This window comes from Nonomuraea sp. GTA35 (assembly GCF_041950525.1).
In the GTDB taxonomy this organism is placed as follows: Bacteria; Actinomycetota; Actinomycetes; order Streptosporangiales; family Streptosporangiaceae; genus Nonomuraea.
Genome location: NZ_JBGNUV010000007.1, coordinates 282,259 through 302,502, shown reverse-complemented (window position 1 = coordinate 302,502; position 20,244 = coordinate 282,259). Strand labels below are relative to the sequence as shown.

At 72.8% G+C, this 20,244-nt stretch carries 13 protein-coding genes; 1 reads left to right on the top strand and 12 read right to left on the bottom strand.

The window, feature by feature from the left end:
• Positions 1–46: 46 nt before the first annotated feature.
• From ACBJ32_RS30740 to ACBJ32_RS30720, 5 genes are all read right to left on the bottom strand, one after another.
• On the bottom strand, positions 47–628 hold the full coding sequence (locus ACBJ32_RS30740; protein WP_357880119.1) for an ATP/GTP-binding protein: 582 nt from the start codon (positions 626–628) through the stop codon (positions 47–49).
• Complete coding sequence (locus ACBJ32_RS30735; RefSeq protein WP_357880122.1) at positions 609–959, bottom strand: DUF742 domain-containing protein; 351 nt, start codon at positions 957–959, stop codon at positions 609–611. The genes ACBJ32_RS30740 and ACBJ32_RS30735 overlap by 20 nt, the downstream gene beginning before the upstream one ends.
• Positions 956–1,381: a roadblock/LC7 domain-containing protein gene (locus ACBJ32_RS30730; protein WP_080041457.1), complete on the bottom strand. Its 426-nt coding sequence runs from the start codon at positions 1,379–1,381 to the stop codon at positions 956–958. Before ACBJ32_RS30730 ends, ACBJ32_RS30735 begins: the two co-directional genes overlap by 4 nt.
• A complete protein-coding gene (locus ACBJ32_RS30725) occupies positions 1,374–3,878 on the bottom strand; it encodes a nitrate- and nitrite sensing domain-containing protein (RefSeq protein WP_375129662.1) in 2,505 nt (834 codons plus the stop codon). Before ACBJ32_RS30725 ends, ACBJ32_RS30730 begins: the two co-directional genes overlap by 8 nt.
• A 228-nt stretch (positions 3,879–4,106) precedes the next feature.
• On the bottom strand, positions 4,107–5,282 hold the full coding sequence (locus ACBJ32_RS30720) for an acyl-CoA dehydrogenase family protein (protein WP_375129661.1): 1,176 nt from the start codon (positions 5,280–5,282) through the stop codon (positions 4,107–4,109).
• A 113-nt stretch (positions 5,283–5,395) separates the two neighbouring features.
• Between ACBJ32_RS30720 and ACBJ32_RS30715 the strand changes: the two genes are divergently transcribed.
• On the top strand, positions 5,396–6,598 hold the full coding sequence (locus tag ACBJ32_RS30715; RefSeq protein WP_375129660.1) for an aminotransferase class I/II-fold pyridoxal phosphate-dependent enzyme: 1,203 nt from the start codon (positions 5,396–5,398) through the stop codon (positions 6,596–6,598).
• Positions 6,599–6,602: 4 nt separating this feature from the next.
• Here ACBJ32_RS30715 and ACBJ32_RS30710 read toward each other — a convergent pair whose 3' ends face one another.
• From ACBJ32_RS30710 to ACBJ32_RS30680, 7 genes are all read right to left on the bottom strand, one after another.
• Complete coding sequence (locus ACBJ32_RS30710; protein WP_375129659.1) at positions 6,603–8,177, bottom strand: hypothetical protein; 1,575 nt, start codon at positions 8,175–8,177, stop codon at positions 6,603–6,605.
• A complete protein-coding gene (locus ACBJ32_RS30705; RefSeq protein WP_375129658.1) occupies positions 8,177–9,181 on the bottom strand; it encodes a hypothetical protein in 1,005 nt (334 codons plus the stop codon). Before ACBJ32_RS30705 ends, ACBJ32_RS30710 begins: the two co-directional genes overlap by 1 nt.
• A complete protein-coding gene (locus ACBJ32_RS30700; protein ID WP_375129657.1) occupies positions 9,178–10,167 on the bottom strand; it encodes a hypothetical protein in 990 nt (329 codons plus the stop codon). Before ACBJ32_RS30700 ends, ACBJ32_RS30705 begins: the two co-directional genes overlap by 4 nt.
• Complete coding sequence (locus ACBJ32_RS30695) at positions 10,151–11,986, bottom strand: hypothetical protein (RefSeq protein WP_375129656.1); 1,836 nt, start codon at positions 11,984–11,986, stop codon at positions 10,151–10,153. Before ACBJ32_RS30695 ends, ACBJ32_RS30700 begins: the two co-directional genes overlap by 17 nt.
• A 2-nt stretch (positions 11,987–11,988) precedes the next feature.
• Positions 11,989–15,102, bottom strand: coding sequence for a tubulin-like doman-containing protein (locus tag ACBJ32_RS30690; RefSeq protein WP_375129655.1), 3,114 nt, complete (start codon positions 15,100–15,102; stop codon positions 11,989–11,991).
• 7 nt (positions 15,103–15,109) lie between these two features.
• On the bottom strand, positions 15,110–17,287 hold the full coding sequence (locus ACBJ32_RS30685; RefSeq protein ID WP_375129654.1) for a vWA domain-containing protein: 2,178 nt from the start codon (positions 17,285–17,287) through the stop codon (positions 15,110–15,112).
• A gap of 309 nt (positions 17,288–17,596) precedes the next feature.
• Positions 17,597–20,236, bottom strand: a complete 2,640-nt coding sequence (locus ACBJ32_RS30680; protein WP_375129653.1) for a hypothetical protein — start codon at positions 20,234–20,236, stop codon at positions 17,597–17,599.
• Between the last annotated feature and the right edge of the window lie 8 nt (positions 20,237–20,244).

Below are 20,244 nucleotides of genomic sequence, written 5' to 3'. Positions count from 1 at the left end.
CCGGCACCGGGACAGCAGGTCACGCCGGATCGAGCGCCGGCGCCGGTCACACCCCCTTGACCGCGTACGTGACGAGCGTGGTGAGCACTTCCTTCACCGACACGCGCCGCCGCACGTCGCACAGCACGATCGGGATGTGGTTGCCCAGCCCGAGCGCCCGCCGCACCTTCTCCGGCTCGTACCGGCGGGCGCCGTCGAAGCAGTTCACCCCCACCACGAACGGGATCCCGCGCTGCTCGAAGTAGTCCACCGCCGGGAAGCAGTCCTGCAGGCGCCGCGTGTCGGCGAGCACGACGGCCCCGAGCGCGCCCAGGGCCAGCTCGTCCCACATGAACCAGAACCGGTCCTGCCCGGGCGTGCCGAACAGGTACAGCCACAACCCGTCGCGGATGGTGATGCGGCCGAAGTCCAGCGCCACGGTCGTGGTGGTCTTGGACTCCACGCCCGAGGTGTCGTCCACCCCGATGCCCCGATCGCTCAGCAGCTCCTCGGTGTGCAGCGGCCGGATCTCGCTGATCGTGCCGACCATGGTCGTCTTGCCGACCCCGAAGCCGCCCGCGATGAGAATCTTGATGGCCAGGGCCGAGGGAGCCCTGGTCGTACCAGGGTCAGAGACTGCGTAGCCCATCCAGCACTTCCCTGTAGATACGTTCGTCGATCGTCTGCGCGACGGGGCGCGGGCGCTCGATGCTGACCAGGCCGTCCCGCCGCAGATCGCCGAGGATCACGCGGGTGATGTTGATCGGCAGCCTGAGGTGGGCCGCGACGTCCGCCACGGGGGTGGGCCTGCGGCACAGCGAGAGCACGGCGCGATGCTCGGGGATCAGGTCCCCGGGCTGGGGGGAGTCGCCGACCGTGATGACGATGGCCATCAGGTCGAACGACTCGCCCTGCGGACGCGCCCGGCCGCCGGTCAGCCCGTACAGCCGGATCAGCGGGCCGGGATCCTCCCCTGTCACGGTCTCGCGCCGTTCCAGGCGGGTGCCGGTGCCGCTCCCCTCGGATGCGCGGACAGGTGCTCGCCGACCCGCTTGACCATCAGCGCCATCTCGTACGTGACCATGCCCAGCTCGGCGTCGGCCGTGGCCAGCACGGCCAGCCGCGCCCCCTGCCCCGCGGCGGTGACGAAGAGGAAGCCCTCCTCCATCTCGATGATCGTCTGCCGTACGCCGCCCAGTCCGAAGTGCCGGCCCGCTCCCATGGCGAGGCTGTGGCTGCCGGCGGAGATGGCGGACAGGTGCTCGGCGTCCTCCCTGGTCAAGCCGCGGGAGCTGCCCATGGACAGCCCGTCGGCGGACAGCACGATGGCATGCCGGATGCCGGGCACGCGCTGGATGAGGTCGTCGAGCAGCCAGCTCAGTTCGCTTCTGGGGTCAGGCATCGGGTTGGTCGTCCTTTCGATTCCACATGCCGGGCTCCTGCTCCGCGTGCTGGCGACCTTCCTGCCAGCCGCGTTGCATGGACGACATGAGCTTTGCGAGCTCTTCGGGCGAGCGCCCGCCTGGCCCGCGCCGCTCCGGCCGCGCGTCGACGCGCAGCTGGGGAGCGAGGCTGGCCTGCGGGATCCGCATCGGCAGCCCGTCGAGATCCTCGTCCGCCTCCTGGGGCGGCACGGTGACGCTCCAGCCCGCGGGCGGGCCGGAGGTCGTGGCGGGGCCGGGCACGGCCCCACCGGCGAGATCGTTCCCGAACCCGATCAGCTGCTCGAGGTCCGGGTGACCGCTCAGCGGCGATCCGGACACCGGCGCCGGGCCGCCTTCCTGCGGAAGCGCCCGCGGGGGCTCGGGCGCGGGATCGGTCCTGTTCTGCATGGGGCCGGGCTCGAACCAGGTGCCGCGTACGGGCCGGGTCGCGCGGCCGTTGACGGCATCGTGGCCGGCGGTCCGGCCGGGGGTGTTCCCGGCGGCGTGCCCAGGGGCGTTCCCGGCGGCGTGCCCGGGGGAGCTCCCGGAGGTGTGAGCGGCGGCGGCCGGTCCCGCGGTGAGGGCCAGCGGCTGGGCCTCGGCGAGCAGCCCGGCGGGCAGCAGCACGATCGCGGTGGTCCCGTCGTACGGCGACCGCCGCAGCACGATCTTGATCCCGTGCCGCGCCGCGAGCCGCGCCACCACGAACAGCCCGAGCCGGTCGCTGTCGGCCAGGTCGAACTCGGGCACGTCGGACAGCCGGTCGTTGAGGTCGCGCAGGGTGGCGTCGTTCAGGCCCAGACCGCGGTCCTCGACCTCCAGCGCCATCCCGTTGGCCGCCGTCACGCCGCGTACCTGCACGGTCGTGTTGGGCGGGGAGAACACGGTGGCGTTCTCCACCAGCTCGGCGACCAGGTGGATCACGTCGGTGACCGCGGCGCCGACCAGCAGCGGGGCGTCGGGCATCGGCGCGACCGTCACGCGGGTGTAGTCCTCGACCTCCAGCACCGCCGCCCGTACCACGTCGAACAGCGGCACCGGGTCGCGCCAGCGGCGCGCGGGGGAGGAGCCGGACAGGATGATCAGGTTCTCGGCGTGCCGGCGCATGCGGGTGGTCAGGTGGTCGAGCTTGAACAGGTCCTCCAGGACCTCGGGCTCGTCCACGCGCCGCTCCATGGTGTCCAGCAGCGCGAGCTGGCGGTGCAGCAGCGCCTGGTTGCGCCGGGCCAGGTTGAGGAAGACCTGGCCGACGCCCTTGCGCAGGGCCGCCTGGCCGACGGCGGCCTCGACCGCGGTGCGGCGTACCGCGGAGAAGGCGTGCACCACGCGGTCCACCTCGGCGGTCTCGGCCGGGTCGAGGCCGGGCGCCTCGGTGGCCGGGTCCACGTCGTCGCCGCGGCGCAGCCGCTCGACCAGCCGGGGCAGCCGCTGCTCGGCCAGCTCCACCGCCGAGCCCTGCAGCCGCCGCAGCTCGACGACCAGCGACCGGCCGAACCGGTACGACAGCCACACCGAAAGGATCACCATGGCCAGGCCGAGCAGCAGCACGACGCCGATCCGCCAGTACGCCGCGGTCTTCTGCGCCTCGCCCGACGCCGCCGCGCGGATCAGCTCGGCCTGCGTGTCACGGTTGATCTGGGCCAGCACGGCCTCGGCGTCGCCGCGCCACTCGCCGGCCGACACCGGGGGCGGCCCTCCGGTGTCGTACGAGAACAGCTCGTCCTCGACCGACACCACCCGCTTGTAGGGGGCGCTGCCCACGAGCTGGTCGTAGGCCGCGCGCAGCTCCGGCGAGGCGTCACGCTCGGCGTTGGCCAGGGCCAGCCGCCGGGCGGTCATGGCGGCGACGAACGCCGCGCGGTCGGTCGGGGTCATGTTGCGGCGCACCAGCGTGGTGGTGAGCACGGCGTGCTCACGCCACAGGTACTCCGCCGAGGTGCTGTAGGCCGTCATGCCGCGCACCGACTGGTAGGCCGAGGCGTCGCTCATCGCGTCGCGGTCGGTGAACTGCTGGTTGGCGACGGCGATCAGGTTGTTGTACGCCTCGATGATCGTCAGCGTGGGCGCCAGCACGCCGCCGTCGGCGGAGGCGCGCAGCGACTGCAGCCCGTCGAGGGCCTGCACCATCGCCTGCACCTGGGCCGGGGTCTCGCCGACCGCGTCGGCGTCGAGGGTCGCGATGACCTCCCGCAGCCGCTTGACCTGGTTGTCGGTGACCTTCCGCTGGTCGGTCAGCGGCTTGTACGCGGCGGTGCTGCCCGGCGCCTCCGCCGAAAGCTGCCGCTCCTTCTGTAACTCCACGATGAGCTGGAGCACCGGCGCGCCGATGGACTCCCACCGGCTCTGGATCTGCGAGACCGTCGCGATCTCGGCCACGCTCGAGTAGGCGATGAACCCCCAGAGGGCCACCATGGAGACCAGCGGAAGCAGGAGGATCCTGAGCAGCTTGCTGCGAAGAGGCGGGGGCGAGCTCATCCGTCAATGTCCAATTCCGCGCGTGGGGGGCGTGCGCCGGGCAGTCGTGACCTTGCTACCGCCCCCGAGGTTGCCCGCCACGACTGGGTGCGCCTGTGGTCCGTCCACTATGCCGATGGGGCAGATGGACTTCAAGGTACGGATGCGAAGAAACCTCCCGAAAGTAATGTTGACTCTTTGTCAGCACACGGTTCGTGACCGTGATCGCGGGGAGTTCACGGTGGGTAGTCAGACAAAGGCACTCATCCCGGTCACCGCGCGGCCGACGATGAGCGTGTTGATCTCCCGGGTGCCCTCGTAGGAGTAGATCGCCTCGGCGTCGGCGACGAACCGGGCGATGTCGTAGTCGAGGATGATCCCGTTCCCGGCGAGCAGCTCGCGGGCCCAGCCGACGACCTCCCGCATCCGGCTCGTGCAGTACGCCTTGGCCAGCGCCGAGTGCTCGTCGCGGAAGACGTCGTCGTCCTGCAACTGCGCCAGGCGCACCACCATGCCCAGGCAGGCGGTGGCGTTCCCGAGCATCCTGACCAGCAGGTCCTGCACGAGCTGGAACTTGGCGATGGGCCGGCCGAACTGCTCGCGCTCCTTGGCGTAGCGCAGCGCGATCTCGTACGCGGCGAGCATGATGCCGACCGCCTGCCAGGCCACCCCGCTGCGGGTCCTGCGCAGGATCCTGGCCGTGTCGCGGAACGAGCCCGCGTTCCGCAGCCGGTTCTCCTCGGGGACGCGGCAGCCGGACAGCGTGATGTCGGCGTTCTGCACCGTGCGCAGCGCCATCTTGTTCTCGATCTTCGTCGCGGTGAAGCCAGGCGTGCCCTGCTCCACCACGAACCCCTTGACGTGCCCGTCCTCCACGTCCCTGGCCCAGACGACGATCAGGTCGGCGAACGTGCCGTTGCCGATCCAGCGCTTGGCCCCGTCGAGCACCCACTCCCCGCCCTCGCGCCTGGCCGTGGTCCGCATCCCGCCCGAGACGTCGGAACCGCCGGCCGGCTCGGTGAGCGCGAACGCCCCGATCTGCTCCATCCTGCTCATCCCCGGCAACCACCGCTCCCGCTGCTCCGCCGACCCGCAGGCGGCGATGCTGCCCATGGCCAGGCCGGTGTGCACGCCGAAGAACGTGGCCATCGACGGGTCGGCGCGGGCCATCTCCAGCGCCAGGAAGCCGCTGAGCAGGCCGCTCGGCTTGGGCCCGGGGCACTCGGGATAGGCCAGGCCGGCGATGCCCAGCTCGGCGTACTCCTTCACCAGGTCAACGGGGAACTCCGCGCGCGCCCAGCACTCGTTCGCGATGGGCACGACCTTCTCCGCGAGGAACTCGCGCACGCGCAGCAACGTCGCGCGCTCCTCGCCGGCGAGCAGGCTCTCGAACGCGTACAGGTCCCCGGTCAGCAGCTCGGACATGGCGGGACAGCTACCCGTGGCGGATGCGATGACACGAAGCGCGGTACGGACCGCACCGGTCACGGCAGACTTTCGCCTCACACGTCGCCTCCGAGAAGGGCAGTGAAACGCCGATGCTCGACGCGTTCGACAGATGCCGCCTCCACGACGACTTCCAGCCGGTGACCGAGCTGGGCGCCTACCCCTACTACCGCCCGGTCGAGGAGCGGCTGGCCACCGGCGAGGTGGTCGTCGGCGGGCGCGTGCTGGTGGCGGCCGGCTCCAACGACTACCTCGGCCTGTCGGCGGACCCGCGGCTGAAGGAGGCTGCCTGCCGGGCCATCCGGGCGCTGGGCACCGGCACCTCAGGATCGCGCCTCGTCAACGGGTCGCTCGCGCTGCACGAAAGGCTCGAAGGCCGGCTCGCCGCGTTCCTCGGCCAGGAGGCGGCCATGGTGACGCCTACGGGCTTCCTCGCCAACCTCGCGCTCAGCGCCCTGGTGGGGCCGCGCGACACCGTGCTGGCCGACCAGCTCATCCACGCCTCCCTGATCGACGCGGTCCGCCTCTCGCGCGCCCGCCTGCGCCGGTACCGCCACAACGACCTCGGCCACCTGGAGCGGCTGCTGGCCGGGTGCGACCCCGCCGGGGCCGGGCTGATCATCACCGAGGGCATGTTCTCCACCACCGGCACGCTCTGCGACCTGCCGGGCACCGCCGCCCTGGCCCGCCGCCACGGCGCCCGCCTGGTCCTGGACGGCGCCCACGACATCGGCCTGCTCGGGCCGGGCGGCCGCGGGGCCGCCGAGCACCACGGGCTGTTGCCGGCGGTGGACCTGCACACGATGGCCTTCTCCAAGTGCTTCGGCACGACCGGCGGCGCCGTGGCCGGGCCCGAGCAGATCATGGTCTACCTGCGGCACCACGCCCGGTCGATGGTGTTCTCCGCGGCGCTGTCGCCGTCGAGCACCGCGGCGGCGCTGGCCGCGCTGGACATCGTCGAGGCCGAGCCGGAGCGCCGCCACCGGGCGCTGGCCGCCGCCGCCCGGCTCCGGGCCGACCTGGCGGGGCTGGGGTTCGGCACGGGCGCCTCGCAGACCACGATCATCCCCGTGCACGTGGGGGACGTCGTGCTGTGCTGCCGGCTGTGGCGGGAGCTGTTCGAGGAGGGGGTCTTCGCCACCGCGATGGTGCCGCCCAGCGTGCCGGACGGGCAGGCGCTGATCCGCGTCAGCACCACGGCCCTGCACACCGACGCGCAGCTCGACCGCATCGCCTCCGCCTTCGCCGCCGCGGGCCGCCGGCTCGGGCTGATCCCCCGGACCGGAAGGAGCTGATCCCTCAGACCAGGACGAACAGGGTCACGGCCACGAGGATCACCAGGAGGGCCAGCATCGCGACGATGACGAGCCACTTGGGGTCGAGCCAGTTCGGCCTCGGCGCGTGGGCCTGGGCGTCCGGGTCGAGGAGGCCGCGCAGGACCGGGTTGATCCGGCCCTCCGGCAGGCGCCGCTCCAGGACGGGGATCAGGCGTGGCAGGCGCGAGCGCACCTCGGCCGGTTGCCGCCTGGCCGCCCAGGCGCGCATCTCCTGCAGGATGGTGGTGACCTCCTTGGCGGAGGTCGCCTGGAGCAGGTCGGTGCAGAGCATCTCGAACGCGTCCTGCTCCGCATACTGCTGCACGACCGCCGGACCGCCCGGCACACCCCCGGCCTGCGCGTCCGGTGCGGGGCGCGGCTCGGCGGTGTGCGCCTCGCCCGCCATCCCGGCGTCGGCGTGCCGCTGGCCCGCCGCCCGCGGACGCTGCGACTCCGCGGTCTGTCCCGCTGCTTGCGAGGACGGCTCGTGCGCGAGCGGTGCCTGCGGATGCGGTGCCTGTGCGGGCGGCGCCTGCGGGGGTGGTGCCTGTGCGGGGGGTGCCTGCGGGGGTGGTGCCTGCGGGGGCGGCGCGGCCTGGTACGGCGGCTCGCCCTGGGTCGAGGCCCGCGCGGCGGGCTGGGAGCGCGCGGGAGGCTGCGGCGACCAGACCAGCTCGTCCCCGCTCTCCTCCACCGCCGCGGGCCGGGCCACGAGCGCGGTCGAGTCGCCCGTGACGGACGCGAGCCGCCGCAGCCGCTCCTCCAGCGGCGTCTTGTCGCTGATCCGCAGCCGCTTGACCAGCCCCACGAGCTGATCCCGCGCGTACGCGTCCACCAGCATCGAGGCGATCTCGGCGCACCTGTCCCCCTGATCGGGAGAGCGCGGGTCCACGCGCGTCCGGTACGAGCTCTGCGACGACGGCCCCGGCCACTGCCGCAGGAAGATGATCTCGGCCCCCTGCTTGAGATCGTCGCTCTCGTAGGTGGAGAACGTCTCCGGATAGTGCCCCAGCGCCAGGTCCAGGATGTCCACCAGCCCCCAGAGCTGCACGATCGGGTTCCCGCCCGAGGCGACCGACAGCGGCGCCCCCGGCCGCCGCAGGCACTCGGAGACGACCGGCGCGAGCGCCGCCGCCACCGCCCGCGACTCCCGGTCCAGCGCGGCCCGCGCGCCGTCGTACGAGCTGATCAGCTTGCCCAGGTCGAGCGGCTCGTTCCCGTCGGGCAGCCGGGCGGCCCAGCCGGCGGCCAGGGCGAGCGTCTGCCGCACGTTCGGCATGGCCATCGGCTGGGAGGCGGAGCCGCCCAGGTACGCCTGGACCCGGATGGTGCGCCGGCTGTCGGCGCCGCCGGTCCGCATCCTGGCGAGCACCACCACCCGCCCCTCCACCAGCAACCGGCAGAGGCTGACCCCCGGCTCGGGCCCCGGATCCAGCCAGGGCCCGAGCTGGTGGTACCAGCCGCCGGTCCGCTCCAGCGAGGTGCGCACGGGACCGAGACCGGTGCGCTGCTCGTCCCATTCGAACTGGATCCAGTCGACGCTGGCGTAACGTCCCATCAGAGCCCCACCTCCGGGTAGCCGCGCAGGACGCCGGTCATGGCGAAGAGCGAGATCAGGGGTTCGAGCACGCGCCGGGGCCGGACGCCCCGCCGGTAGCGCCCCTCGGTGGCGGCGGCGCCGGTCGCCGAGACGAAGTGCAGGGTGCACTTGCGGCACTTGTCGTACGGGCTCAGCCACGCCTGCGCCCCGCGCCGGTGCAGGTAGGCGTAGACGTCGCGGCTCTCCCGCAGGACCGCCGCCGGGTCCAGCCCGTCGGGCTCGGCGTACAGCCACGTGTCGACCGGCGCCTGGAAGCGCACCGCGTCGCTCTTGGTGACCGCGATGGCGGCCGGGATGTCCAGCCGCCCGCCGGTCTTGGGCAGCCGGTCCAGCACGGCACGGAACGACTCGTCGCCCATCCTGGCCGACCTGGTGGCGGCGTCGATCACGAACAGCAGCCCGCCGATGGCCGGCACGAACCTGGTGGCCTCGTGGGTGGCGCTGCGCAGCAGCTCGCCGGCGATGTCGAAGAAGGCCACCGCGGTGGTGTGCCGGCCGTCGTTGACGAGCAGCGCGTCCACGGGCTCGGCGGTGGCCCGGTGCGTGGTGCGGTTCAGCGCGGCCCGCTCGACCAGCAGCGGACGCACGTACGAGTTGACGTACTCGGCGTGCCGCTCGATGTCCACCGCGTCGGTGGTCAGCCCGTACGGCCGCAGCCCGCCCTGCTCGATGGCGCCGATCATGGCGGCCAGCAGGTGCGTCTTGCCCGTCTCCGGCCCGCCGACCAGGCCGATCACCAGGGGGCGGCCGTGCCGCACGTAGGTGTAGGGCAGGTGGTGTTCGAGGCCGGGGTCCGACACCGGGGCGGGGCAGCGGACGTGCGCGGCCCGCAGGAGGTCCTCGCGGCGGGGCCCGGTCACGTGCCCCAGGGACAGCGGCTGGTACTGGCCGGCGGGGGTGCGCTCGAAGAGCTCGTCCTCGCTCCAGGCGAACTCGTGCAGGCAGATGGGGCAGAGGATCACCGGGTCACCACCCAGAGGACGATCAGCAGGGCGAGCAGGACGGCCAGCGGCAGCCACCGGGCCCACCAGGGCAGCCGCCTGCCCTCCTCCTCTTCGGGAACGGGCTGGATCCGGGTGACGTGCTCCTCGGCGGCCACCGGGTCGCGCCTGGCCTCGCGGGCCCGGTCGAAGGCGGCACGGCCCTCCTCCAGCCCCAGGTCCTGCTCGACGGCGACGCTCTGCATCGGGTCGGGCATGCGCAGCCGGGCCAGCACCTCCTGCGCCGAGGGGGGCGAGCCGGAGAAGACGTCCTTGAGCGGTTGCAGGGCGGGGGTGGCCGACAGGTCGGGCAGGTCGGCGATCTCGCGGCCGGTGACCGTACGGCAGATCACCATGCCCGCGCTCCAGAGGTCGTCGGCCGTGGCGGCCAGGCCCTCGCCGGCGCGCTGGGCGGGGGAGGCGTAGGGCGCCTCGCCGATCCGCAGCCGTCGGGTGCCGATCAGCGTGGCGTGGCTGAGGTCGGTGAGCTGCACGGTGGCGCCGTCCCAGCGCACGGTGGCGGGCTCGATGCGCCGGTGCACGATGTCGCAGGCCGACAGGATGCGCACGGCGCGGAAGAGGCTCGCCTGCAGGGTGCGCTGCTCGCTGATCAGCAGCGCGCCGAAGTAGCGGCTGACGGGCTCGCCCCGGTAGTCGTAGAGCAGCACGAACGGCTCCTCCTCGTCGAGGCTGTAGCCGATCAGCCGGGGCAGCTCGGGCGGGTAGGCGCGGCGCAGCCGGGAGAGCAGCCTGGCGCCCATGCGGGCCTCGTTCTCCAGCAGGTCGTAGAGGTACTCGCGGTCGCGGCCCTCCGCGCGCGGCACCCGCCGCTGCACGAGCTTGGTGCCCGAGGCGAGGTGGGTGACCCGGCGCTCGAACGGGTTCTGCCACGGCTCCGCCTCCACCTCCCAGCTCACCGGGTCGCCTTCCGGGGAGTCGAAGTCCAGCGGCTCAGGCTCCATCACCACTCCAGTTCTCCTCCACCGTCCCCGGACGCAGCGGCACCAGGCGAAGGGTGCCGGCGTACTGGCCCGACCGGGTCCACACGACTCCGGGCGGGTTGCCCTGGCCCCGTACGGCCCTGGGCGCGAACCGCACCGCGTACGCCTGCCGCAGCAGCAGCGACAGGTCACGATCACCGCAGAGCTGCAACATCTGCCCGCCGGGCGGGGCCTGCAGGGCCCGCACGACCTGCTGCGACTGCCGCCACACGGCGTCCACCAGCTCCTGGCGGCCCGCGTCGGCGGTGCCGAAGTCGGGTTTCTCCTGCACGCCCCGGTGCGCCAGGTGGTAGCGGTACTGCCGGAGCGTCTCGTCGACCCGCCGATCGAGGCCCGTCCGGACGTCGCGGAAGTCGCCGTGCTCCAGCGCCGGCCAGCCGGGCTCCAGCCAGCCCGTCACCGCGTCGAGCAGGTCGCCGGTGATGACCTCGCGGAGCTGGCCGCCGCGGTCGCGCAGGCGGACGGTGACCTCCTCGTCCAGGGCCTCGCCGGCGGTGGCCTGCCCGGCCTCGGCCATGCTCCAGTCGGACAGCGTCGCCGACACCTGCGCGCAGGTCTCGGCCAGCACCGCCGCGATCGTGCGGGCCGCGTCGGAGGTGTGCATGCGGGCCTCGCCGAGCGTCCACTCGCTGGCGGCGACCCGTTCGAGCAGCGAGCGCAGCTCGTCGAGCGCGGTCCTGGCCGGGCCGAGCGCGAGCTGCTCGCGCCACCAGTCGCGCGAGTGCCGCCAGAGCACGAAGCGGTTCACCAGCCCCCGGGGGAACTCGGCGGGCGCGTGCAGGACGTTGAGCAGCTCGTCGGGGCACCTGCGCCGGCAGCCGGGGACGAAGGCGGCGCTGCCGATGGGCGCGCTCTGGTCGGCCAGCGCGCGCAGCCGCGACACCAGCCGCATCAGGCTCCTGCGCTCGGCCAGGGCCGACTCCACGTCGGCGCGCAGCTCGGCGACGATCTCGGCGTGCCCCATGCCGGCCGGGGTGGCGAACTTGACGCCGTTGGCGGCCAGCACGTCGGGAGCGTCCTCGTCGCCGTGGTCGACCTCGGCGAACAGCCGCTCGACCGCGTCGCGGAACTCGGCCAGCGCCCGCCCGGCGGCGATCACCTCGTCCACGATCGCCGCCCTGGCCGGGGCGGTGCTGAAGTAGCCGAGGTCGTCCAGAGCCCGGGTGGCGCGGTCGAGCCGGTCGCGGGCCTGCCGGTGGAGCCGGTCCATCCGGCCGTCGGGGACGAGCGCGTCGAGGAGGTCGGCGGGCAGGTCCGCGGTGCCGCTGAGCACCGGCAGGGCGGTGGCCAGCGGCGAGCCGAAGACGCCGGTGTCCTGCTGCACCGGCCCGGCGAACCGGTCCGCCACGTCGGTGAAGGCCTGCGCGAGCACCTCGGGGTCGATGCGGCCCGCCACGATGCGCCAGCCGGGCGAGGCGGTGCCGTACGGGATCTCGCCCAGCTCGCCCACCACCTGGTCGAACACCTCGGGCTGGGACAGCAGGTCGATCAGGATGGCCTCCGAGCTGACCTCCGGCCCGTGCGCCGCCTCGCCGGTGTCGGCGTTCCAGAGGATGCCGCAGGGGTCGCCCACCCACAGCACCCGGCGGCTCTCGCCGCTCAGCGCGGGAGGCAGGCGCGGCTCCGGACCCAGCGCCACCACCAGCACCGACCTGACCAGGCGCGAGCTGAACACCTCCTGCAGCGCCTGCTGCCCGGCGGCCAGCCGCTCGGTGTCGGTCACCACCAGGACCCGGGAGCCGAGCCTGGCCACCTCCTCCTTGCGGAGGTCGAGCACCACGACCATGCTCACTCCCCGGCGAGCGCGTCCAGGTCGCGCAGGTTGTAGGCGACGGCCTCGGCGACCCGTTCGAACGGCAGGTCCAGCGCGGCGGGCAGGGTGTTCGCCCAGAACGCGACGAGCTGGTCGGCCCGGTTGCGGGCGCCGGACGGCAGCTTCGGCATCATGATCTCCAGCAGGCCGAGCTGGTCGGCGGCCATGCCGGTGACCTGCTGGTAGAGCGGATGGGGGACGCTGAGCGTGCCCGCCAGGCCCTTCGGCAGGGCGTTCATGAGCTGCTCGCTCACCAGCCCGCGGAACTCCTCGTCGCCGCCGATCACCCACTGCTCGTAGGCCCGCAGGATGCTCGGCCACGAGGACGCCTTGCCGTAGCCGGTCAGCGGCAGCGTCATCGAGCCGCCCTCGACGTCGATCCTGATCCGCGACGGCGAGTGCGGCTCGCCCTCGACCACGCTGACCTGCCCGTTCCAGAGCAGGCAGAGCAGCCGGTGCAGGATGCGGACCCGGTGCTCCTCGGTGGTGGCCAGGTAGCCGAAGTCGTAGCCGAGCCGCTGGCGCCACTTCAGGTGGTCCTGCGGCCGCTCGTGCTGCAGGGCGTCGGCCCAGCTGTGCAGCACCTCGCGCAGCTCGCGCACCTGGGTGACGCTCATCGAGGTACGGACCTGCACGACCGTCACCGAGTCGGCGTCGATGTTGCGGAAGTCGGGCACGCCGGGCAGGTCGATCCGCTCCTTCAGGAAGCGTTCGAGCTCGGTGTCCTTGGCCGGAGCCGGGTAGGAGACGAGCACTTTCAGGTCGCCGGTGCCGTCGGGGGTGAAGCCGCCCGGCACCAGGTCGGCCAGCTTGAGCTGGAACTGCCGCACGTGCGGGTCGTCGCCGCCGCCCTTCGCGGCCTGGGCGAGGATGTCGGCCAGGGAGGGCAGCAGCGGCTGCTCGCCCAGCATGGCGGCCTCGTCGCGGTCCTTGAAGAGCTTCTTGACCTCCAGCTTGAGCCGCTCCCGCACCCAGGCCAGCGCGTCGGCCGGCTTGCCCGTGCGCCAGGCCATGTCGTAGGCGTGCCGCCAGCCCTCCGGCCCGATCAGCGCGTTGACCACGCCGGCCTCGCCGTCGGTGGGCCGCAGGAGCTGCCGGGCCACGAAGACGTCCACGAAGCGGCGCACGACCGCGTCGTAGAAGGACTCGGCGCCCGCGGGCGGCAGCAGGTGGTAGACGCCGACGCGGTTCTCGTACAGCTCGCCGGCGCGGCGCGCGAACCGCTCGGGGTCGGCGTCGGCGTGCTCGGCGAACACCTCGGTGAAGTCGCGGACCTCGCGGATGAGCTGCTTGCGCAGCGGCTCCCAGCGCGGCATCTGGTCGGCCCACGCCCGGTGCCACAGCGCCTGGCTGCGCCACAGGTACCAGGCGTCCTGGTCGTGCAGCGACGCCTGCACCTCCGGGTCGCTCCACTGCACCTTGCGCAGCAGCCGGTCACGCATCGGCCGCGGCTGCGGCGGCGCCTCCGTCATGTTCTCGTACGGCTTGCGCGGCTGCGCCCTGCGCTGGTCGAGCAGCCCGGCGAAGCCCAGCTTGTCGGCCTCGTGCACGTCGCCGGGCAGGCCCGTCACCACCCGACGCAGCCGGAACGGATCGACGTGGCCGAGCCCCTCGATGGCGCCGCGCCGCACGTCCATGTCCTTGGCCATGGCCGGCACGGCGCGGCTGAGCTGCCGCTCCAGCGAGGCCAGGTTGTCCTCCATCGCGCGCATCCGGTTGGCCAGCGACTTCTGGATCTCCGCCGCGCCGGTAGCGGTGCGGGCCTCGGGCAGCGGCAGCGGCTCGCGGGTGTTGAGCGGCTCCAGGTTGGTGGTGGTGAACAGGCGCCGGATCTCCTCCACGTTGCTCTCGGCCGCGCCCGGTGGCACGGCTTCGAGCTGCGTCACCGCGCGGGCCAGCAGCCGCGAGCTGACCAGGTCGGCCAGCTCCTCGACCGGCACGGTCATCGAGGAGACGAACGCCGTGGACACGCCCCGGTTGCCGATGCCGGAGGCGGCCGGGACCTCGCGCTCCACGGCCCGGTTGATGAAGTCGTCGGCGAAGGTGGACTCGCCGCGGTCCTCCATGCCGCCGGCGGCCTCGCCCGCGGTGCTCGGCCGGGTGCCGGCCAGGGACACGATCAGCGAGGCGATCGAGCGGTGCAGGTCGTCGCGCGCGACGCCGGGCGGCATGGTGAACAGGAACGCCGTCTGCACCGTGCCGGTGGCCAGGCGCACCTCGCCCTTGGCCGGGTAGCGCACGCCGAGCTCGCCGACGATGCCCTGCTCGTCCACCTGCGTGCCCGCGTGCGGCGCGTTCTGGTCGTCGACCAGCCGGAACAGGTCGAGCAGGCTCGCCCCTGCGTTCAGCCGCGCCCTGCGCCCGCCGCCCTTGCCCTCGACGAACGCCGACGGCATGACGACCAGCGGGTGGATCCGCGCCCTGATGTGGTTGCGGGCGAAGGCGTCGCCGATCAGGTGCAGGTAGTCGTAGAAGATGCCGCTGCCGGTGCCGCCCGCCACCGAGAAGGCCACGAACACGTCGCAGGTGCGCCGCAGCCGGCCGCCCAGCGCGGCCAGCTCGCTGCCGGAGTTGCTGATCGCGCCGATGGCGTCCTCGATGCCCTGCACGACCGGCCCGGTGCCGTGGCGCATGCGCTCGAACAGGGCCGCCCTGGCCACGGTCGGGAGCTGCCCGGCGCCCCGCATCAGCGGCGCGACGAGCGGCTCCTGCTCGCGTGGCGGCAGCCAGTCCTTGACGTGGTCGCCCAGCGTGGCCCGCAGGCTGCGGGCCACCTCCGGGTAGGAGTCGAACTTGGGCACCACGTCGTGGACGAGGTGCGCGGTACGGCCCGCCGCGGGCAGCTCCCGCTCGGTCGGCACCACCCGGCGGCGGGTGCGGTTCAGCTCGTCCTCGTTGAGGTCCACGTAGACGAACTGCAGGCAGGAGGGCAGCTCGTAGGGCTGGTAGTTCTGCCAGCTGAAGTTCCTGATCAAATCCATGCCGTCAGGACCGCACAGCTCGTCACGCAGCCAGCGCTCCAGCTCCACCCCGACCCGGCAGCCGGTGCCGCCGAGCCCCACGAACATCATCGGATCGAAGATCCTCATGCATCCCTCACAACAGGTCGTCGCCTGGCATCGGTCGGTGGGTCCTGCTCTGGTACGGCTCGGCGGAGCCGTAGGCGGGCTGCTCGGCGCCGCCGCCCCTGGCCCGGCCGTCGTCCACGCCGAGGAACATGCCGTTCGGCAGGGCGATCGGCGGGCCGGGGAGAAGCGGGTCCAGCTCCCGCCCCGACGGGTCGCGGACCAGCACGGTACGGCCCTGGCCCCGGCGGACGGAGTAGCCGGTCCCGTACGTGCGGACCAGCCGCCCGTCGCTGACCTCGAACGTGAACTCGGGGCCCTCGCCCAGCGGCGCCTGGAGCCGGCTGATGTACGGCTCGCCCGGCCGGTCGAACAGGTGCAGCGTCAGCTCGCTCGGATCGGCCGCCCGCCGCCGCGCCCGCCGCCGGGCCAGCAGGAACGGCAGCGCCACCGCGAGGATCGCGAGGAGGATCAGCAGCGCCTGCAGCGCCCGCTGCCACAGCGGCGTCGGCGGTTGCACGTTCACGTCCACGAACTCCTCGGCCACGACCTGCCCGGCCGGGTCCAGCACCTGGAGCACGCCGCTCACCGCGCCCTCGCCGGCGTCGGCGCTGACGCGCAGCTCGAAGCCCTGCTCGGAGCTGCCCGTGGGCGCCTGGAGCCGCTGGGCGGGCAGGCTCACGGTGCCGGGGACGTCCACGAGCCGCAGGCCGAGCTGGACGGGCTCGGCCTCGTTGGTCACGCGGACGGTGCCGGCGAGCGTGCCGCCCGGCTCGACGGTGGCCGAGCCGAGCTCCACCTGGGCGCGCAGCCGGTCGGCCGGCCCGGCGATGCGCGTGGCGTACGGCCGCTCGTCGCCGGCCACGCCGGGCCCGCTGACCTTGCCGACGAACGACAGCGCGCCGGTGGCCGTGGCCGGGATGACGATCTGGCCGGAGTACTCGCCGTCGCCCTGGGCCCGGTCGGCCCCCTCGCCCGTGTCGCCCAGCTCGACCGGGGCCTCCTGGAAGCCCTCGCCGGACATCCGCGCGCTGAAGCGCAGGCCCTCCAGCGCCGCCGCGTCGGTGATCGTGCCCGTCCTGGTCTGCAGGCGCAGCCGCACGTTCACCTGCTCGCCGGGGCGCGGCCGGGGGTTGCTCAGCGAGATCGAGGCCCGCAGCGCGCCCTGCCAGACGACGGTGGCGCTGACCTCCTGGCGGCTGACGCCGGGCGGCGACTTGAGCTGGATGCGCCACTGGCCGGGCAGCGGGTTGCGGATGCGCAGCGACTCCACCGGGCCGGCCTCGCCGGCGGCCTGGAAGGTGGACTCCTTCAGCTCGCCCTGCTTGGGCACCTGCGTGCCCTCGGGGTCGAAGTAGGTGACCTGGATGCGCTTGTCGCGCTTGACCACCACGATCGAGCCGTCGGTGGCGATGATCGGGATGTTGACGTTCAGATCGATGGTGGCGCCCGCGTCGAGCGAGTCGGTCACGGACTTCTCGATGCCGGCGCACCTGGCGTAGGCGAACGCCTCCAGCAGCGAGCGCTCCACGTCGGCCGAGGTGGCGACGACGCGGGCCCTCGGGGTGGCGGTCTGCTGCTCGCCGCAGGGCTGGACCCAGCCGCCGGCCGCGAAGGCGTCGAGCGCGGACTTGTCGGCGGCGCCGAAGCCGAGCGGCCAGATCTGCACCTGCCCCTGCTTGGCGTCGTCGAGGCTGCGGGTGATCTGCGCCTGGGCGTTGGCGTTGCGGGCCTGGGCGTCGGCGCCGTACTGGGGGCTGTTGCGCACGTCGAGCACGCCGTCGGTCAGCAGGAACACGATCTTCGCGCGCTGCTGGTCGTCGGGCCGGCCCATGATGTCCAGCGCCTGTTCGAGGGCGGCGGCGTGGTCGGTGTCGTTGCCCTCCTCCGCGGTGCGCAGGCGCAGCTTCTCCACGCACCGGCTCAGCGACTCGCGGTCCTGCGCGGTCTGCACTCCCGTGAGCGGGCAGACGATGTCGACCGCGGACTGCCCGGGACCGTTGGAGCTGCCGAAGCCCACCACGGCCACCTGTGACTGCTCCGACAGCTCGCTGAGCGCGATGAGCTGGGCGGCGGCCCGCTCGCGCGTCACGTCCTGGTCCTTGAGGCTGCCTGACTCGTCGACCAGGATGACGACGCGGACGGGCTTGACGTCGGAAGGTGGGGCGGCCTGCGCGGCCGCCGGGAAGAGCGCCACGGCAGCGGTCACGGTCAGCGCGAAAAGAAACCTGAGGGATGAAGTGACGGGCACATTTCCTCACAGTTGCCGTTTTTCTTATCCGCAGAACGGAGAGAGGCTCCGATAAGTTTCAGCCCTGTTTCTGGTCACGACGTCTGTTGGATTGTGCATGTCCGTAATCGCCGGTGTCTACCCCGCATACAGGGATTCTATGGGGAAGGTCACGAGCGTGGGGCTGGTGAGTCAAGAGTTCAGTAAATACGGTTTTATGCGCATTTATCAGTTTTAAATGGCCTCCGCCCCAGTTTGGGAGGTGGGGCGGAGGGAATCCGAATCGCGCTAGAAGTCGGTGGCCGACAGGCGGCCATAGACGATCATGAGCACCGCCACCAGCGACGTCCACCCCGTCTGGTGCGCCGCGCCCAGCCCCGCGCCGTTGTCGCCGTGGAAGTACTCGTGGAACTGGATCAGGTCCCGCCAGTGCGGGTCCTCCTGGAAGACGCGCTGCCCGCCGTACACCGGCCGCCGCCCGTCCTGGCCGCGCAGGAACGTGCGGACGAGCCGGTCCGAGATCTCCTTGCTCACCTCGAACAGCGTCATCCGGTGGCCCGAGCCCGTCGGGCACTCCACGGTGAAGTCGTCGCCGTAGAAGGCGTACAGGTGCAGCAGCGCCCGGATGAGCAGCACGTTGATCGGGAACCACACCGGCCCCCGCCAGTTGGAGTTGCCGCCGAACACGCGGCTGTCGGACTCGGCCGGCAGGTACGCCACCTTGTACTCGCGGCCCTGCACGTGGAACGTGTACGGGTGCTCGGCGTGGTGCCGCGACAACGACCGGATCCCGTACGGGCCGAGGAACTCGTCCTCGTCGAGCATGCGCGCCAGCAGCCGCCGCAGCTTGCGCTCGTCCAGCAGCGACAACATCCGGCGGCCCGCCACGCCGGGCCGGTCGGCCGCCGACATGCCCTCGGCCAGGTCGGGATGGCGGCTCGCGAACTCCCTGACCCGGTTGAACAGCCGCGCCTCCGATTCGCCGGCGCGCGGGGTGAAGACGGTGGTGGCGCACAGCGGCAGCAGGCCGACCAGGGAGCGCACCCGCAGCCGGGTGGCCTCGCCGTCCGGCAGCCGCAGCACGTCGTAGAAGAACCCGTCAGCCTCGTCCCACATCTCCTCCTTCAGGTCGCCGACCCGGTCGGTCGAGGCGGAGATGCGCAGGAAGGCCTGGGCGAAGCGCACGGCCAGATCCTCGTACGCGGGCGCCCGGTCCGACAGCTCCGCGGCCATCTGCACCATCGTCTGCGTGTAGAACGCCATCCACGCCGTGCCGTCGGCCTGGTCGAGCGTGCCGCCGGTCGGCAGCGTGGCGCTGCGGTCGAAGACGCCGATGTTGTCCAGGCCGAGGAAGCCGCCCTGGAACACGTTGCGCCCGTCGGGGTCCTTGCGGTTGACCCACCAGGTGAAGTTCACCAGCAGCTTCTGGAAGACCCGTTCGAGGAAGTCCAGGTCGCTGTGGCCGTCGAGCCGCCTGTCCAGGCTGTTGACGAAGCGCGCCGCCCACGCCTGCACCGGCGGGTTGACGTCGCCGAACGCCCACTCGTACGCCGGCACCTGGCCGTTGGCGTGCAGGTACCGCTCGCCCAGCAGCACCTCGATCTGGTGCTTGGCCAGGTCGAGGTCCACCACGGACAGCGCGACCGCGTGGAAGGCCAGGTCCCAGGCGGCGAACCAGGGGTACTCCCACTTGTCCGGCATGAGCAGCACGTCGTCGGCGGTCATGTCGAACCAGCCGTGGTTGCGCTGCCCGGTGCGGGTCCACGGGTCGGCGCCGTGCTCGGCCAGCCAGGTCTCGACGTCGAAGGAGTAGTACTGCTTGCTCCACAGCAGGCCCGACAGCGACTGGCGGAGCACCAGCGCCTCGTCCTGGCCCAGGTCCGGCGGGGCCAGCGCGGCGTAGAAGGCGTCCGCCTCGGCCCTGCGCCGCCGCAGCACCTCGTCGAAGCCGGGCCCGAGCGGGTCGGGGCCCACCTCGCCCGCGGCCAGCCGGACGCGCACGGTCACCTCGCCGCCGGCCGGCACGGTCAGCGTGTGGTGCACGGCGGCCTTGGTGCCCGCCCGCTCCGGGTTCACCGCCCCGCTCTCCCCGCGCACGACGTGGCGGCCGATGCCGTCCTTGACGTACGGGGAGGCGTTCGTGCCGCCGGACAGGCGCTCGTGGTTCGTCTCGTTCTCGGTGAACAGCAGCGGCGCGTCCGCCGCGCAGTACAGCCGGTACGTCCCCAGCCCGGGATGGTCGGCCCGGATCACCCCCGGCTCCGCGGCCCGCAGCGCGGGCCTGGCCGTGCCGGCCCCCCACGACCAGGTGTTGCGGAACCACAGCGTCGGCAGCACGTGCAGGGTGGCCGCCTCGGGGCCCCGGTTGGCCACGGTGACGAGCATCAGCAGGTCGTCGGGGGCGGCCTTGGCGTACTCGGCGAACACGTCGAAGTAGCGGCGGCCCTCGAAGACGCCCGTGTCGAGCAGCTCGTACTCGAAGGCGCGGGCGTCCCTGGCCGCGTTCGTGGTGACCAGGTCGGCGTAGGGGAAGGGGGCCTGCGGGTACTTGTACAGGTACCGCATGTAGGAGTGGGTGGGCGTGCTGTCGAGGTAGAAGTAGTACTCCTTGACGTCCTCGCCGTGGTTGCCCTCGCCGTTCGTGAGCCCGAACGGCCGCTCCTTCAGGATCGGGTCCTTGCCGTTCCACAGCGCCATCGACAGGCACAGCCGCTGCTTGTCGTCGCTGACGCCGCCGAGCCCGTCCTCGCCCCATCGGTAGGCGCGGGAGCGGGCGTGGTCGTGCGGGAAGTGGTTCCACGCGTCGCCGGTCGCGCTGTAGTCCTCGCGGACCGTGCCCCACTGCCGTTCGCCCAGGTACGGCCCCCACCGCCGCCACGGGGCGTCAGGGGCGGCCGACTGCGCCAGTCGTTCTCGTTCGGCATCCATGGGCGCAG

Excerpts from the sequence above, each read along its gene's own strand:
- ACBJ32_RS30715 (WP_375129660.1), top strand. The coding sequence starts at position 5,396 with ATGCTCGACGCGTTCGACAGATGCCGCCTCCACGACGACTTCCAGCCG.
- ACBJ32_RS30730 (WP_080041457.1), bottom strand. The coding sequence starts at position 1,381 with ATGCCTGACCCCAGAAGCGAACTGAGCTGGCTGCTCGACGACCTCATC.
- ACBJ32_RS30725 (WP_375129662.1), bottom strand. The coding sequence starts at position 3,878 with ATGAGCTCGCCCCCGCCTCTTCGCAGCAAGCTGCTCAGGATCCTCCTG.
- ACBJ32_RS30710 (WP_375129659.1), bottom strand. The coding sequence starts at position 8,177 with ATGGGACGTTACGCCAGCGTCGACTGGATCCAGTTCGAATGGGACGAG.
- ACBJ32_RS30720 (WP_375129661.1), bottom strand. The coding sequence starts at position 5,282 with ATGTCCGAGCTGCTGACCGGGGACCTGTACGCGTTCGAGAGCCTGCTC.
- ACBJ32_RS30680 (WP_375129653.1), bottom strand. The coding sequence starts at position 20,236 with ATGGATGCCGAACGAGAACGACTGGCGCAGTCGGCCGCCCCTGACGCC.
- ACBJ32_RS30695 (WP_375129656.1), bottom strand. The coding sequence starts at position 11,986 with ATGGTCGTGGTGCTCGACCTCCGCAAGGAGGAGGTGGCCAGGCTCGGC.
- ACBJ32_RS30740 (WP_357880119.1), bottom strand. The coding sequence starts at position 628 with ATGGGCTACGCAGTCTCTGACCCTGGTACGACCAGGGCTCCCTCGGCC.
- ACBJ32_RS30690 (WP_375129655.1), bottom strand. The coding sequence starts at position 15,102 with ATGAGGATCTTCGATCCGATGATGTTCGTGGGGCTCGGCGGCACCGGC.